This is a genomic window from Mesorhizobium sp. UC74_2, assembly GCF_042701485.1.
Taxonomy (GTDB): domain Bacteria; phylum Pseudomonadota; class Alphaproteobacteria; order Rhizobiales; family Rhizobiaceae; genus Mesorhizobium.
The window spans coordinates 248,245-263,781 of sequence record NZ_CP170562.1 but is presented as its reverse complement, the minus strand read 5'-3'; the positions used below and the strand labels follow the sequence as shown (position 1 = coordinate 263,781).

The following is a 15,537-nucleotide window of genomic DNA, read 5'->3' as shown; positions in this document are numbered from 1 at the left end:
ATTCGAAGAGGCACCGCTCTTTTCAACGCGCTCGGCCACGGCCAAGCGGATGGGCAAATCTCTCTTTATGGACAAGAGGTAGCATCGCAGCAAGGATTGCTGCAAATCGATTGGAGATTCCAACAATGACCACAGAACGCCAGGGCGGCTGTGCGTGTGGCAAGGTTCGCTATCGGGTATCGGGCGATCCGTTGCGCGTGGGCCTCTGCCATTGCACCGACTGCAGGCGCACCAGCGGGTCGGCATTCACTTTCTACGGAATCTGGCCGCTGGCAGCATTCAAGTGCGAAGGACAGACCTCGGCTTACAAAGACCGCAGCTTCTGCCCGACCTGTGGTAGCCAGGTGTTCGCGCTCAGCGACACCGAGGCGGAGATCATGGCCGGTACGCTCGATGAGGCGCCGTCCGGTCTTGTCCCGCAATACGAGCTTTGGATTCCGCGCCGCGAGCCCTGGCTGCATGCCCTGCCCGGAACCGACCAGTTCCCGGGCAACCGCTGACCCCCGACGCCGGCTGCGGACATTCAGTCCGGAAGACCGGCCTTGCGAAAACCCTCGACGAAATGCTGCAGCATCGCGGTGTCGCGAAATGGCTCCGTCGCAGCCCAGTGGCTGGTCGTGAAATGGGGGTTGCCGACAAGAAACAGTTCAACCTCGGCGCGAGCCTCATCGAGGTGACCGAGCTGTGCAAGGCTTGCCGCCAGGAAACGGCGCGAGCTTGTGCGATACGTCTCGTCGCTGCGCAGCGTCTCGACAGCGGCCACATAGTCCCTGGAGGCATATTGCGCCTGGCCGAGCGTCGAATAATACCAGCTGGCCGGGTAGGGGTTCAGCCGGAACGCCTTGCGGATGTGCTCGAGCCCTTCATCGATCCACCCGGCCAGGACGGCGACGTCGGACAATGCCGCCCAGGCATCGGCCTCGTTGGGATCGAGCTCGATCGCCCTGGCGAATTCCGCGTCCGCTTCCGCGAAACTGCGTTCATAGGTCAACAGATAGGCCAGCACCCAGCGGCAGCCGGCATCGTTCGGATCGATCGCCACGGCCTTGCGCGCCAGTTCCAGGGCAATGGTGCGATCCTCTTCGGTCGGTCCGCCCCAATGCACCCATCCCATCCAGCGGTTCATGGCAAGCCAGCGGTAGGGTTCGGCATAATCGGGATCGAGCGAAACCGCCCGCGTCAGCATCAGATGCGCTTCCCGTGCCGTCTGTGGCGAATCGTCCATCAACCTGCGGGCCCTGACGCAGAGGTCGTAAGCTTCGAGATTCCTGGGTCGATTGCGCGGCGTCGAGGCGCGTAGCCGCCCCAGCAGCGCTTCGACGATCTTGGCTGTCACCTCGTCCTGAACGGCGAAGATATCCTCGAGCCCCCGATCGAAGCGTTCGGCCCAGAGATGCTCGCCGCTCACGGCGTCGACCAATTGGGCGTTGATGCGGACATGCCCGGCAGCGCGGCGCGCGCTTCCCTCCAGCAGGTAACGCACACCAAGGTCCTGTGCGATGGTGCGCTCGTCCATTGCCTTCCCCTTGTAGGCAAAGGCCGAATTGCGCGCGATGACGAACAGCCCGGGAATCCTGGAAAGGTCGGTGATCAGGTCCTCGGTCAACCCATCCGCGAAGGATTCCTGCTCGGCATCATTGCTGACATTGACAAAGGGCAGCACCGCGATGGAGGGCTTTGCTGGCAACGGCAAGGGTTTCCGCTGCACGCTGTCGAGTTTTTCGACGCTGCTTGAGAAGCGATAACCGATGCGTGGCACAGTGGCGATCCATTCACCGCTGCCATCACCATCTGGACCAAGCAGCTTCCTGAGTTGCGCAATCTGCACCGTCAGATTGCCTTCCTCGACGGCCATGCCCGGCCAGGCTGCATCCATCAGTTCGGTCTTGCTGAGGATTTCGCCAGCCCGCCCGACAAGAGCCGCAAGCAACCTCACTCCACGATAGCCCATGGACACAGGGGCATCGTTCCGGGTCAGCGTTCCCGCATCCGGATCGAGTACGAAAGGGCCAAAGGCAAAGCGCGATGCTGGCATGGCGCATCCTTAGAGCCTTTCCGGCTCTGAGGAAACCGGGACACCGGAGGCCGGTCGATCCAGCACCCCGGGGCCAACTCGCCCAATGGAAAACCCCTGTCGACGCAAGGCAGCCCGGTGTAATTGGTGCTGGACGGACAATGGCGGCGATCTTCAGACGATCTCTGCCTGAAGATCGAGGTATTGCCATGGTTTTCTGGGCTGCGAACATCGTCGTGTTGGCGGCGGCTTATCTTCTCGGCTCCATACCCTCGGGCTATCTGGCCGGCAGATGGCTGAAAGGCATCGACATCCGGGAGCACGGCTCCCGATCAACCGGGGCAACCAATGTCCTTAGAACGCTCGGAAAAGGCCCGGCCCTGGCGGTTCTGCTGGTCGATGTCCTGAAAGGCGTGGCGGCAGTCGTCCTTGCGCGCTGGTTTTCCCCCTGGTTCTCTTCAATGCTCCAGGATGCGGTGCCCGCGGCTGACCTGCACATGTTGGAACCCTGGCTTGTCTGCCTCGCCGGGCTCGCTGCGCTGCTGGGGCATGGCCGGTCGATCTGGCTGAATTTCACAGGAGGCAAGTCGGCCGCGACAGGGCTCGGCGTGCTGCTGGCGATGTCCTGGCCGGTGGGTTTGGGCGCGGCAGCGGTCTTTGGCATTTCGCTGGCCGTATCGAGAATTGTTTCGCTGAGCTCGATGCTCGCGGCCGTGACCGCCATCGCGCTCGTCTGCTTCCTGGATCAGCCTCTGGCCTATCGGTTGCTGGTGCTTGCGGGTGGCGTCTACGTGATCATGCGCCACCGCGCCAACATTCGCCGGCTGCTGTCAGGGACGGAGCCCCGCCTTGGGCAGAAATCCTGACCGGCGGCGGTCGACTGGCCGGATCACGCTTGCCTGACAATGGCACCGATCGCATTCACGAGAAGGCGTGACGCGGTCTGCGCCGTCAGGCCATCGATGTCGGCCGGAGGATAGAACTCGACGAGATCGAACCCGACGATCCTGGCCCGGTCGCCGACGCCCGCGATCAGATCGATCACCTGCGTGTAGGTCAGTCCGCCAGGCGTGCGTGCCGCGACACCCGGCATGATGCCGGGATCGAGGCCATCGCAGTCGAGGGTAACGACCACCCTTGCACCCTCTGGAATATGCCGAAGAGCAGCTTCGACGCCCTTGGCATGCACGTCGCGGGCGGTGACAAAGCGGCTGCCATAGTGTTGCGCCGCTTCGATTTCAGACCGCCCTGCGCTGCCGACGCTGCGCAGGCCGACCTGCACCATGCCTGCGACGTGCGGCATCTCGCTCGCCCGGCGCATCGGGCTCGAATAGCCGTAGCGTTCGCCATGCACTTCGTCACGCCAGTCGATATGGGCGTCGATCTGCAGGATCCAGACCGGCCCATGCTCCGCAAAACCGGCGAGGAACGGGATGACCACGGAATCGTCACCCCCGAGCAGGATCGGCACGGCCTGCAGCGCCAGGACCTCGCGGGTCTTCGCTTCGATCCCCGCCCGGTTGCCGGCATTGTCGTGCATGGTCGTCGCAATGTCGCCGACATCGGTACAGGAGGCTGGTCCGCCACCGAACAGCGGACCGCCAAGATCGAAGTCCCAGTGTCCGACAAGCCCTGCATCGTCCTGGCTGGCCGCGCGGATCGCATTGGCAGCCGAGACGTAACCGCTGCTGTCCTCGCCGGGATAGGTGCTGCCATACCCAGCTCCGAAGATGACCGCACGTGGCATGCGACCATCGGCGAGGTGACTGGAAAAGCCGAGAAAGGATGGTGAAGTGGGCATCTCTTGACCGCTGCGATGAGGGTTTCACTGAATTCAGGAGTGGGCTGGCTCGCTTGCCGATATCCCGTCCGAAGGTCTTCGGAACCACAAACCTAGCTCATTTGGAAGTTTTGAGAACTATTTGGACGGCCTTAATTACGACGCTGGCTGCGTCCGGCAGAATTCAACCTCATTTCCCAGGCGAGGGCCTAGCCCCTCGAGCCGATAGGAGGTTGCCATGAACGACTCCCTTTGCGTCAGCCCTTCACCATCAGGGCGAACAGGACCATCAGCCAGGCGGGCGCCGCACCCACGCCACCGTCTGTTGAACCTGTTCGACAGCATTGCGGCCTGGCAGGAACGCACACGCTTTCGGTGGGAACTCAAACGGCTGGCAAGAGATAATCCTCACCTGATCGATGATCTGGGTCTCACCAGGGAACAGGTCGAGGACGAGATCGCCAAGCTACCCTTCTGGCAGCGATAGCTCTGCTGCTAACCCGTCCTGGCTCGCGATATCGTCGCCGACAGCCGCTGGTCTGCACCGGCTGTGACCTGCCGGTAAAGCCAATGCAGAACCGGGACAAGAACCAGCGTCATAGCCAGCGGTTTGAACCAGGGATTCAGGGCGAGGTGAAGGCTGCGGTCGATCCCGGTCCATCCGCACATGAAGACCACGGCTCCCAGGACCAGTGGCAGGTTCCAGCCCTCATCCCGGGTTCTCATCAGGGAAATGGCAAGCGCGGCCGGCGCGACGAGCATGACATAGGTGTTGGATTCGACCCTTGGGTTGAAAACCGTCATGTAATACGCCGCCAGCAGAAAAATGGCGAAGGCGCTCAACTGGCGATCGTTTTTCCTGTCCAGCCAGAGCGAGGCAAGCAGCACGGCGGCAGCCACGGCCAAACGCAGGACGATGGTCACGCCGGCTGGAACGGAAATATCCAGAGCAGCGAAAAGCCCCGTAAAATCAGCCGCTTCGAAGGTTCCAGACCGATTTGCCCCCATTGATGTGAGCAGCCGGAAGAATTCGGCATGCTGGGCATTCACATAGTCTGCCGGCGCAAACGCATAGGGGATGGCGAAAACCAGACCGATCGCGAGGAGCAGGAAAGGGAGCAGCCGCAGTCTCATGGCTCCAACCAGCAGGATCATGACGATCGCTGTCGGCTTGGCAATCAAGGCGACAGACGCCCACAGCATCGTTTCGGCGCGACGATTGTCCAGGGCGGACAAGGTCAACAGCCAGCAGGCCGCCGTCAGCAGCACCGTTGCCTGACCGTTGCGGATGGCACCGAGCGACAGCGGGATGGCCAGGAAAAAAGCCAGTGATGCAATGTGCTCCGCCTTGACCTTGTCGAAGACGCGAGCCTGCTTGACGATCGCAAAGGTGAGCAGACCTACGCCGAGAAGCCGCCACAGGATTCCGCCCAGTTCGGACCCGAGCCAGGCGAACGGGCTGTAGAGCGCGGCGAAGGCGGGCGTATACAGATAGCCCATCGCGCTGTTGAGGTCGTAGAGCGGACGTCCCGCGTGGAACATCGCGGTGCCGAATTCATAGGCTGGCAGCACCGAATGTGACAGCGGTTTAAGGGCCGCCAGGCAGACCGCGGTTACGACGGTCAGAAACCACAGCACGAACCCGCTGCGCTCATAGAGCGCTTTCAACGAATGCACGATAACCCCCAAAACCCCAAGCGCACAAAATATGCGCAACACCCAATGCACCGCGACATTGGCGGCTTTGGGGCGTCCGGCGTTCCCTTGTTGGTGCAGATTGGGAAATCGCCTTTCAGCATCATACCCATCTGCAGGAACGCTTCCGCGAAGCGCTCCTACACCATGTTTTGTGGGGTTTTGTGACAGGTCACGCAGGCGCTCTGCGGCGCCTTACCCTTCCAGCCACACCTTCTCGAAATGCTGCTCAAGCGCCTGGTGTTGCTCACAATTGTGCACGCCGCTGCGGAAGCTGCGGAAGACCGAGCGCCAATATGGCTGAATGATGATGCCGGCATCACGCAGATTCCGCTCGATCTTGCCCATGACCTCCTGTCGCTGCCTGGCCTCTGGCATCGCCAGCGCCCTGTCGAGCAGTTCGTCGAATTCCTTGCTGGAGTAAGCGCTTTCATTCCAGGCGGCGCCGGAGCGGTAGGCGAGCGCAAGCACCTGCACTCCCAGCGGCCGCCCCAGCCATTCCGTGCAGGAAAAGGGATACTTGCTCCAGTCGTTCCAGAAGGTGGCGGCTGGCAGTACCGTTCGCTTCACCTTCAACCCAGCCTCGCGCATCTGCGCCGCGATCGCGTCGCCTGACGACTTCTGCCATTCCACATCGACGGAGATCAGGTCGAACTCGTGATCGGCCTTGCCGGCTTCCTTGAGCAGAGCCTTGGCCTCATCAACCTTGCGCATCGCGGGACCGACATCGGCATATTCGGGATGCATCGGCCCGACATGATGGTTGTCGGCTGGCTTGCCGCGATCATCGAGCGCGATCTTGAGCACCGCGCTGTTGTCCACTGCGAGCTGTGCCGCGCGCCTTACCCTGACGTCCTCATAAGGAGCATTGTTGACGTTGAAACGCGCCACGATCGTCGAGCCGGTCGCGATCTCGGATTGACCGAGCCCGATCGCCTCGGTCTGCGACAGGATATCGGCCGACGTCTCATGGTTGGTGTCGATCTCGCCGGATTCAAAGGCCGACAGCATCGGGCTCGGATCGGAGCCATAGTCGATCCACTTGATCCCATCGAGATGGACTTCGCCCTTCCACCATTTCTCCTTGCGCTTGACCTCGGCGCCGGTTTCGGCATCCCAGTTCACCAGTTCGAATGGGCCAGTGGTGATGGCCAGCGCCTTTTTCGGATCGCCGTCGCCCTGATAGGAGCGGTGCATGATCAGCGCCGGGTAGTCGGCCATGCCGGCAATCAGCGAGATGTCCGGTTTCGGCATGTTGACACGGATGGTGTGGTCGTCCACGCGCTCGATGCCGCCCGCCACAGCCTTCTTGGAATTGCCATCGACCAACGCCCCCATCCGCGCGGCCAGCGAATTGCCGGCGACATCGGCCTCGCACCAACGGGTCAGGTTGTGGACGACATCGTCGGCATTGAAGGCGTCGCCATTCGACCAGGTGATGCCCTTGCGCACCTTCAGCGTCAGCGTCCTGGCATCGTCACTCATCTCCCAGGCTTCCAGCAGCCAGGGCTCAAAGCTGAAGTCGCGGTTCCAGCGCACCAGATATTCGTTGCAGTGCCGTGCGACATTCGACATCTCGACGCCGTCGAAAGTACGCGGATCCTTGAAACCCTTGACGTTCATGGCGACTTTGAGCACGCCGCCCTTCTTCGGCTCCTCGGCGCGGGCAGGTGTCGGCGCGATCCCGCCAAGCGCAAAAGCGCCGGCTGCACTCACTCCGAGCGCGGCCATCGCGGCGAGATATTCTCGCCTGTTCATCCCGCCTTTCCTGAAGTCATGCGCCATCGGTTCGGCGCGCGGGTGCAGCGGCCGGTCGGTCAACATCAGCTTGATCATGGCTCTCCCCTGCCTGACCCCGGCTTGTTCACGGCTTGGCAATTGCCGGGCGTTCTCGGTAGAGCGAAGGATAAGTCCGGAGCGGAACCGGAAATGTTCCGTTTCCCGTAAATCTTGTGCGCTGTTCCGCGCCTGTTGGCTGGAAAGCGCGACGCCCGTGCAAAACGACAGACGCCAGGCAACGCAGCCGATCAATACGGCCAGCGGCCCTCACCCAGCGCCGTGATCGCCGCGACGATATCTGTCATTGCCTCGCCCGCTCGCGGTGCGCGCTTGCGAGCCCGCAGGAAGCTATGCGTCAGCCGTCTTTCGTTGAGCCATGCCGCTCTTCCCCCGGCGGCGAGGATGCGGTCGCGATAGGTTTCGCCGTCCGACGACAACGGATCACATTGGGCTGTCACGATCACCGTCGGTGGCAATCCGGCAAAGTCGGCGTCCAACAGCGGTTCCAGTGTCGCGTCGCCCGGTCCAGCCGCCTGGCCGGTGCGTACCTGCTTGTAGAAAGCGAGATCGGCCGTTGACAGCAACGGCGCTTCGGCATGCTCGACATAGGATCCCGCCGAAGGATCGCCGCCAAGGCTCGGATAGATCAGGACCTGACCGACTGCCGGTCTTGGCCGCTCACGCGTGGCATGGGCCACGGCGGCGGCCAGATTGCCGCCGGCACTCTCTCCGCACAACACGATCGGAAGTTCGGTTCCGGCCACAAGCCAGTCGAAAGCGGCGACAGCATCTTCAAAGGCGGCAGGATGCAAATGTTCGGGAGCCAGACGGTAATCTATGGAGATCACGGCAAAGCCGGTTTCGTCACAGACGTCGGCGCAGATGTCGTCGTGGCTGTCCAATCCGCCGAAGACAAAACCGCCGCCGTGAAAATAGAGGATGGCCGCCCGCGGCGGGCGGCCATCCAGCCGGTAACGGCGAAATGGGATGGTGCGATCCGCCAACGGGATCGCGCCATCCTCGGTTTCGACACCGGCAGGGCGGCCGGCATGAAAGGCGGCCGCCATCTCGTCATAAAATGCACGCTCCTGGTCGACAGGCATGTCGACGACGGCCGGGAGATGCCTTGCGGTCACCGCGTCGATGTAGGTCCAGTACTCCGGATCGAGCAGTGCCGCGTATCTTCCGCGATCGATCATCCCTCAACTCCGGCCGGGCGTTCCGGTGATCCCGGCATTCAAAGCGACTGATAGAGTTCCGCCGCGTTTTCATAGGTGAAGCGCATCGGCACGGAGCCTTCCACCTGCCAGGCGGTAACCACCTCGCCCGCCATCAGCCGGCATGCCGTGCCCGTATCGGCCACGGCGCCGCCGTAGAGACGGTTGGCAAGATTGAGGATCGCCGTCTGATGCATGGCGGCACTGCCGCTGCCACAGGCATCCTTGACCAGCAGCACGCGAAAGCCGGCGGTCACCGCGTCGCGCACCGTCGCGTCGATGCAGGCCTCGGTCCAGACCCCGGCAACGATCAGCCACTCGATGCCGTCAGCCTTGAGAAGCTCGATCGCTTCCGCTGTGTGGAAGGCGCTCGCATGCGCCTTGATCAGCAGCGTTTCGCCGGCTGCCGGTGCCACTTCAGCGCAGATTGCCGTCAGCGGATCGTCCTTGCTGGAGAAGGCCGATTTGCCATTTCCATCGAGAGGGTGAAACGGCCGCTCCTGCGTGTCGAGATCGACGATGTAGGCCCAATGATAGAGCGGCACGCCGTTCACCCGCGCCGCGGCCTGCAGCCGCTGCACATTGGCAAGCAGGCCGGAAAAGCCTTCGACCAGATAACGGCTGTCCTTGCGGTGCTCTTCCTGCAGGTCGATGAAAACGGCGGCAGCGGTGCCGCGCCGGATCGAAACAGGCGCCTTCATCAGGCATGGCCTTCGAGGAACTCATCCTCGTAGGGAAAGCGCGACAGCAATTCCGTCCCCGTTTCGGTGATCAGCATTTCGTCCTCCAGCTTGACGCCCTCGCGTCCGCCTTTCTCGCCGATGTAGCTTTCGACGGAAACCACCATGCCGGGCTGCATGATGCCGTCGCGTCCATAGGTTTCATAATCCATGGAGTGCGCGATGAAAGGCGTTTCGCCGTGCATGCCGACCCCGTGCATGACGGAGGTGTAGCGCTGGTCGACGAAACGGTCCGGGATCTTCCAGGCTTTCTCGGCGATCTCACGAAACGCCATCCCCGGCTTCACGATCGAAATGTTGTGCTGCACCTGGTCATGGGCCATGCGGTAAAGCATCTTCTGGTAGTCGCTCGGCCTGCCCGGTCCACAACGGAAGGTGCGGGAGAAATCCGAATAATAGCCATAGCAGCCGATCGTATCGGTATCGAGCGCCACCAGCTCTCCAGGCCGTACCTTGCGGCCGCTCGCCTCGTTGAACGGGATTGGTGCGCTGGCCAGAGGTCAGGAGCCGTGTCTCGATGAACTCGCCGCCCTGCCGGATGACTTCGTGATACATGATGGCGAAGAGCTCGTTTTCGGCGACGCCGGGTTTGATCGCTTCGCGCACGGCGGCAACCGCGGCCTCTGCGCCGGCCATCGAGGCGACGAGGCATTTCACCTCCTGCGGTGTCTTGATCGCCCGCACGGCCAGGATCTCACCCTGGCAGTCCTTCACCTCGCAGCCACGCTTCTGCAGCGCCAATGCCTGCAGGTGGCTGCAGCGGTCCAGCCCAAGCTTCATCGAGCCGCCGCCATGCGTCTTCAGCAGATCGGCGATCTCGTCGGCGAAAGGCCCGGCCGTCTCGTCGTCACGGCCGGAAACCGAGGACCACACCAGTTTCGAAGGCCTGGCCTCGTCCACCGTGTCGAGCACCATGGAGACATGGTAGCTCTGCGGATATTCGAACAGCACGATCGGCCCTTCGGTCGGGATGAAGAAGTAGCGTGTCGAATTGCGCAGGAAATAGCCGAACATGTTGCGCGAGCCGGTGGCGTAGCGCTGGTTGTAGGGATCGAACAGCACCACGGCGCCATAACCTGCCTCACGCATCCAGCCGCGCAGCCGCTCGAGCCGTTCCTTCCTCAGCGCCGCCGCGTCGATGAAAGAAGGCTCCGTGTCGGAAAGCCACATGCCACCGGCGGGATCTGCTGTCGCCGGGTGACGCATGCGATCCTTGAAGTCGACGTCGTCGGTGCTGTCGGGGTCGAAAACCACAATGCTCATGCCTGCCTCCTGGGGCTTTGGACAATGGGGCAAATGGCCGATCGGAATTGTGCTGAAAGCCGCAAGGATCGTGCGGTGATCCGCGTCGCTAGTTTCGTCGCGCCGCCTTTGGCGTATGGCCGTACTGTTCGCGAAAGGCACGGGCAAAGCTCGACATCGAGGCAAAGCCGCAGGCCAGCGAAACCTCCCGCACTGCGAGTGTCGAATGCGCCAGCAGATCGGCGGCGCGCTTCAATCGCAGCCGGCGATAATAACTGTTCGGCGACGTGGAAAGTTCAGCGCGGAAACTGCGTTCCAACCGGTCCGGCGAAACGCCAAGGCGCTCTGCCAGGTCCCCCATGGCGAGCCGTTCCTCGACCGCGTCTTCCATGATGGCGATGGCCGACAGCACCAATTCATTGCGCACGCCGGTACGCAGCCGCAACGGCATCAGCTTGCGATCGACGCTTGAGCGCAGCGGACTGTGTACGAACCATTCGGCGACACCAGCGGCGAGTTCGGCGCCATAGTCGCCGGCAACGATTTCCAACATCATGTCCAGGCTGCCGACCCCGCCCGCAGACGTGAAACGCCGACGATCGATGACGTAGAGATCGCGGCGAAGGTCGATCTCGGGAAATGCCTCGGTGAAGGCTGCCTGGCTTGTCCAATGCAGGGTGCAGGCGTGCCCGTCGAGCAGGCCGGCCCGTGCAAGGAAGAAGGCCGCATCGGCCACCGCGCCGAGATGCGCGCCGCCGCGCAGGCTCTTGCGAATCCAGCTGACGGCGTCTGTCGCGACCAGATGATCGGCATTGCCGCCGGAACAGACGACGATGCGGTCCGCTTTCGGATTGGCCGCTGCCGCGAAGCCCGGCTGGATAACGACACCATTTGATGCTTCGACCACCCCGCTGTCGGCCCCGACGATGATCCAGCGGTAGCATTCCTTTTTTGCCAGCGTATTGGCTGCGCGCAGCGGTTCGATGATCGAACTGAACGCCATCATTGGAAACTGTGGAAAGATCAGCGCGGCAAAAGTTATGGGCCCGCCGCCTGCGCCAACCGAAGGGCTTTCAGATGGCGATTTGGATGCCACGACGCGCTCGCTCCTGCAGCCGATGGTGGATATGAGAACACTCACGATAGTCCCGGGGGACCCGCCCGCGAAGCCGGCTTTGCGCTCTGCGGGAACTGGATTGCGACTCCTCGGGAACAAAGCGGGAAAAAAGAACCCGTCCGGAAGACCGAGACGGGCAAGGGTAGCTTGAACCCGAAGGTTCAGCTTATTTGCATTCCTTAAGTTCCTTCAGCGCCTTCTCGGCATTGCCCTTGGTTGCGTAGGCCTTCGTGCCAACATCCATCAGCTTGGTGCCGTCCGGTTTCTTGTCGACGATCTCACACTTCTTGGTGGCGGCGGATTTCGCCACCCAGTACTCGGTTGCGGCGAAAGCGGGCATGCCGAACACGGCTATCGCCGCGGTTGCTAGAACAACCTTACGAAGCATTTCATCCTCCATGGATCTTCTGACAGAATTCCCCTCGCCCTTTTGCTCCGCCCGGATTTGGGCGGGATAAAGGCGCCTTTCAGCAGCGGATATCCGGTAACGAAACTGTGTTCGACGCACCGCGTGGCTTTTCGAAGCTGGCTAAGCCTGTCTCCGGCGAGAATGATCAAACGCTGCTCTTGCCAGGCATTTCGGAATTGATCATACTCCATGAATAATTCCGACCGATGCTCGCGATCGATTGGATTCACGAAGTTCCAGACATCCTAACGCGATCAGGGAGGGCGCATCGGGATGGCCGGCCGGCCCAGTCGCGGGCCGAGGAATTACACCGGGAAAGACATTCAGGTTTCATCACGGTCCGCGCATCCCTGGTGCTCGAACCGAGTTGGGAGGTAGCCGGCGACAGCCGGTCATGTGACTGCAACAAGGGAGGAAGTTCATGTTGCGCAAACTGCTTATCGGAACGATGCTCGGCTCGGCACTCACCGCCGGCTATGCTGCATCGACCTATGCCGCTGGTGGCTCGGTCGAAGTGCTGCATTGGTGGACCTCTGGTGGCGAGGCGGCCGCGCTCGACGTTCTGAAGAAAAAGCTCGAAAGCCAGGGCGTGACCTGGAAGGACATGCCGGTGGCCGGTGGCGGCGGTGAAGCGGCGATGACTGCACTGCGCGCCCGCGTCACCGCCGGTGATCCGCCGACCGCAGTGCAGGCTCTCGGCTTCGACATCACCGACTGGGCCAAGCAGGGCGTCGTCGGCGATCTCGGCGAAGTGGCCGACAAGGAAGGCTGGGACAAGGTGGTCCCGACCGCGCTGCAGAATTTCGCCAAGCATGACGGCAAGTGGATCGCGGCACCGGTGAACGTGCACTCGACCAACTGGGTCTGGATCTCCAAGAAGGCACTCGATGCCGCTGGCGGCAAGGTTCCCGAGAACTGGGACGAGCTGATCGCCGTGCTCGACAAGATGAAGGCAAACGGCATCACGCCGCTAGCCCATGGCGGCCAGGCCTGGCAGGACGCCACCATCTTCGACGCCGTCGTGCTTTCGCTTGGCACCGACTTCTACAAGGCCTCGATGATCGACAACGATCCCGCCGCCCTCGGTGGCGAGAAGATGGTCGAAGCCTTCGACCGCATGGCCAAGCTCAAGAGCTATGTCGACAAGGACTTCTCCGGCCGCGACTGGAACCTGGCCTCGGCCATGGTCATCGAAGGCAAGGCCGGCATGCAGATGATGGGCGACTGGGCCAAGGGCGAATTCCTCAAGGCCGGCCAGAAGCCGGGCTCGGACTTCGTCTGCATCCGCTTCCCAGGCACTCAAGGGTCCGTCACCTTCAACTCCGACATGTTCATGATGTTCAAGGTCGGCGACGACAAGAAGGCGGCACAGCTCACCATGGCCTCCGATATCGAGAGCCCCGACTTCCAGTCGTCGTTCAACGTGGTGAAGGGTTCGGTGCCGGCACGCACCGACGTGCCGGACACCGCTTTCGACGACTGCGGCAAGAAGGGCATCAAGGATCTCGCCGAAGCCAATTCGTCCGGCAAGTTGTTCGGCTCGATGGCCCATGGCTATGCCGTACCGGCAGCGGTCAAGAACGCCATGTATGACGTGATCACCCGTCACTTCAACGGCGAGCTGGACTCCAAGGCTGCCGCCGCCGCACTGGCCGAAGCCGTTGCCGCCGCCAAGGGCTGACAAGGTCTGAACTTCCGTGCCCCGGCTTCGGCCGGGGCACCCATTCTTTTTCGAACCGAGGCGACCCATGGCCGACGCCACCATGACCGGGCGAAATGCCCTAGCAAATCCGCGCGCCACCCTGCAGGACCTGTTGCCGAAGATCGTGCTGGCCCCGAGCTTCGCGGTGATCCTGATCTTCGTCTACGGCTTCATCGCGTTTACGGCCGTGCTGTCCTTCTCGGGCTCGAAGCTGCTGCCGGATTTCTCGACCTGGGTCGGTTTCGGCAACTATGTGCGCCTGTTCAATCATCCGAACTGGATGGTCGCGCTGAAGAACCTCGCGATCTTCTCGATCCTCTACATCGTCATCTGTTCGGTGATAGGGCTCGCACTGGCCATCTTCCTTGACCAGAAGATCCGCGGCGAAGGCGTGCTGCGTCCGATCTACCTCTACCCGATGGCGCTGTCGTTCATCGTCACCGGCGTCGCATGGAAATGGTTCCTCGACCCCGGCATCGGTCTCGAGCATGTCATGCAGTCGATCGGCTGGGAAAGCTTCTCGTTCCGCTGGATCAAGGACGGCAAGATGGCGATCTACACCATCGTCATCGCCGCGGTCTGGCAGTCGTCGGGTTTTGTCATGGCGATGTTCCTCGCCGGACTGCGCGGCGTCGACAACGAGATCATCAAGGCCGCCCAGATCGATGGCGCCTCCACCTTTGTCATCTACCGCCGCATCATCATCCCGCTGATGCGCCCGGTCTTCCTGTCCGCCTTCGTCGTGCTCGCCCACCTTGCCATCAAATCCTATGACCTGGTGGTGGCCATGACCGATGGCGGCCCGGGAACCGCGACCTGGACGCCGGCGCTGTTCATGCAGAAATTCACCTTCGGCCGCAACGAGATGGGCATGGGTGCTGCGTCCGCGATCATCATGATGATGATGATCTTCGCCATCATCGTTCCCTATCTCTACTCCGAACTCGGGGGGAAGAAGAAATGAGCGCCCCCTCGCAAGACGTCGCCACGCGCAACGGCGTTGTCGTCCGTGCGCTGATCTATGCGCTGCTGATCCTGTTCGCGGTCTACTACCTGCTGCCGCTCTACGTGATGGTGGTGAACTCGCTGAAGCCCCTCGACGAAATCCGTCAGGGCAACATGCTGGCCCTGCCGCAGCAATGGACTGTCGCACCCTGGCTGTCGGCCTGGTCGACAGCGCAGATCGGTGTCTCGCCGACCGGCCTGAAGCCCTATTTCCTGAATTCGGTGCTGATGGTGGTGCCAGCGGTGGCGATCTCGACGATACTCGGGGCGCTGAACGGATATGTGCTGACCAAGTGGCGCTTCAAGGGCGACAACATCGTCTTCGGCATGATGCTGCTCGCCTGTTTCATCCCCTTCCAGATCGTGCTGATCCCTTCGGCACGCATCCTCGGCCTGCTTGGATTGGCCGGCACGGTGCCAGGCCTGGTCCTGATCCACGCCATCTATGGCCTCGGCTTCACGACGCTGTTCTTCCGCAACTATTATGAAGCCTTCCCGACCGAGCTGGTCAAAGCAGCGCAGATCGACGGCGCCTCCTTCTTCCAGATCTTCCGGCGAATCCTCCTGCCCTCGTCGGGCCCGATCATCGTGGTGACCGTGATCTGGCAGTTCACCAATATCTGGAACGACTTCCTGTTCGGATCGTCCTTCTCCAGCGTCGATTCCATTCCCATCACGGTGGCGCTGAACAATCTGGTCAACTCCTCGACCGGCGTGAAGGAATACAATGTCCACTTCGCCGGCGCGATCCTGGCGGCCCTTCCCACCCTTATCGTCTACATCGTCTCCGGACGTTATTTCGTGCGCGGCCTGATGGCCGGCGCCGTGAAAGGCTAA

General features: G+C 62.0%; 14 protein-coding genes and 1 pseudogene. 6 read left to right on the top strand and 9 right to left on the bottom strand.

Annotation, left to right across the window (positions count from 1 at the left end; all coding sequences use genetic code 11):
- The first annotated feature begins 125 nt into the window (after positions 1–125).
- Positions 126–500, top strand: coding sequence for a GFA family protein (locus tag ACFJIU_RS01350; protein ID WP_379066843.1), 375 nt, complete (start codon positions 126–128; stop codon positions 498–500).
- Between the two features lie 23 nt (positions 501–523).
- On the opposite strand, the gene ACFJIU_RS01345 is transcribed toward ACFJIU_RS01350, so the two are convergent.
- Positions 524–2,035: a winged helix-turn-helix domain-containing tetratricopeptide repeat protein gene (locus ACFJIU_RS01345; protein WP_379066841.1), complete on the bottom strand. Its 1,512-nt coding sequence runs from the start codon at positions 2,033–2,035 to the stop codon at positions 524–526.
- A 188-nt stretch (positions 2,036–2,223) separates the two neighbouring features.
- On the opposite strand from ACFJIU_RS01345, the gene plsY reads away from it, so the two are divergent.
- Complete coding sequence (plsY, locus tag ACFJIU_RS01340) at positions 2,224–2,880, top strand: glycerol-3-phosphate 1-O-acyltransferase PlsY (protein WP_379066839.1); 657 nt, start codon at positions 2,224–2,226, stop codon at positions 2,878–2,880.
- Positions 2,881–2,903: 23 nt separating this feature from the next.
- Here the strand turns inward: plsY and ACFJIU_RS01335 are convergent, their stop codons facing one another.
- Positions 2,904–3,815 carry an agmatinase gene (locus ACFJIU_RS01335; protein ID WP_379066837.1) on the bottom strand — a complete coding sequence of 304 codons (912 nt, stop codon included), beginning with the start codon at positions 3,813–3,815 and terminating at the stop codon, positions 2,904–2,906.
- Between the two features lie 217 nt (positions 3,816–4,032).
- On the opposite strand from ACFJIU_RS01335, the gene ACFJIU_RS01330 reads away from it, so the two are divergent.
- On the top strand, positions 4,033–4,281 hold the full coding sequence (locus ACFJIU_RS01330; protein WP_379066835.1) for a DUF1127 domain-containing protein: 249 nt from the start codon (positions 4,033–4,035) through the stop codon (positions 4,279–4,281).
- Positions 4,282–4,289: 8 nt separating this feature from the next.
- Here the strand turns inward: ACFJIU_RS01330 and ACFJIU_RS01325 are convergent, their stop codons facing one another.
- The 7 genes and pseudogenes from ACFJIU_RS01325 to ACFJIU_RS01295 all read right to left on the bottom strand — a co-directional run bounded on the left by ACFJIU_RS01325 (position 4,290) and on the right by ACFJIU_RS01295 (position 11,972).
- Positions 4,290–5,471: a glycosyltransferase family 87 protein gene (locus ACFJIU_RS01325; protein ID WP_379066833.1), complete on the bottom strand. Its 1,182-nt coding sequence runs from the start codon at positions 5,469–5,471 to the stop codon at positions 4,290–4,292.
- A gap of 213 nt (positions 5,472–5,684) precedes the next feature.
- Positions 5,685–7,322 (bottom strand): ABC transporter substrate-binding protein, encoded by a 1,638-nt coding sequence (locus tag ACFJIU_RS01320; protein ID WP_379072884.1) that lies wholly within the window; start codon positions 7,320–7,322, stop codon positions 5,685–5,687.
- Positions 7,323–7,516: 194 nt separating this feature from the next.
- Positions 7,517–8,467, bottom strand: coding sequence for an alpha/beta hydrolase (locus ACFJIU_RS01315; protein ID WP_379066831.1), 951 nt, complete (start codon positions 8,465–8,467; stop codon positions 7,517–7,519).
- Between the two features lie 38 nt (positions 8,468–8,505).
- Positions 8,506–9,186, bottom strand: coding sequence for an isochorismatase family protein (locus tag ACFJIU_RS01310; RefSeq protein WP_379066829.1), 681 nt, complete (start codon positions 9,184–9,186; stop codon positions 8,506–8,508).
- Positions 9,186–10,488: pseudogene (locus ACFJIU_RS01305) on the bottom strand (M24 family metallopeptidase). The gene ACFJIU_RS01310 and the pseudogene ACFJIU_RS01305 overlap by 1 nt, the downstream one beginning before the upstream one ends.
- A gap of 88 nt (positions 10,489–10,576) precedes the next feature.
- Positions 10,577–11,473 (bottom strand): GlxA family transcriptional regulator, encoded by an 897-nt coding sequence (locus ACFJIU_RS01300; protein WP_379066827.1) that lies wholly within the window; start codon positions 11,471–11,473, stop codon positions 10,577–10,579.
- A 277-nt stretch (positions 11,474–11,750) separates the two neighbouring features.
- Positions 11,751–11,972, bottom strand: coding sequence for a hypothetical protein (locus ACFJIU_RS01295; protein ID WP_379066825.1), 222 nt, complete (start codon positions 11,970–11,972; stop codon positions 11,751–11,753).
- A 442-nt stretch (positions 11,973–12,414) separates the two neighbouring features.
- On the opposite strand from ACFJIU_RS01295, the gene ACFJIU_RS01290 reads away from it, so the two are divergent.
- The 3 genes from ACFJIU_RS01290 to ACFJIU_RS01280 all read left to right on the top strand — a co-directional run bounded on the left by ACFJIU_RS01290 (position 12,415) and on the right by ACFJIU_RS01280 (position 15,537).
- Complete coding sequence (locus ACFJIU_RS01290) at positions 12,415–13,674, top strand: ABC transporter substrate-binding protein (RefSeq protein WP_379066823.1); 1,260 nt, start codon at positions 12,415–12,417, stop codon at positions 13,672–13,674.
- 67 nt (positions 13,675–13,741) lie between these two features.
- Positions 13,742–14,659 carry a carbohydrate ABC transporter permease gene (locus ACFJIU_RS01285; protein WP_379066821.1) on the top strand — a complete coding sequence of 306 codons (918 nt, stop codon included), beginning with the start codon at positions 13,742–13,744 and terminating at the stop codon, positions 14,657–14,659.
- The gene (locus tag ACFJIU_RS01280) at positions 14,656–15,537 is read left to right on the top strand and encodes a carbohydrate ABC transporter permease (RefSeq protein WP_379066819.1); all 882 of its coding nucleotides are present in this window, start codon (positions 14,656–14,658) and stop codon (positions 15,535–15,537) included. The genes ACFJIU_RS01285 and ACFJIU_RS01280 overlap by 4 nt, the downstream gene beginning before the upstream one ends.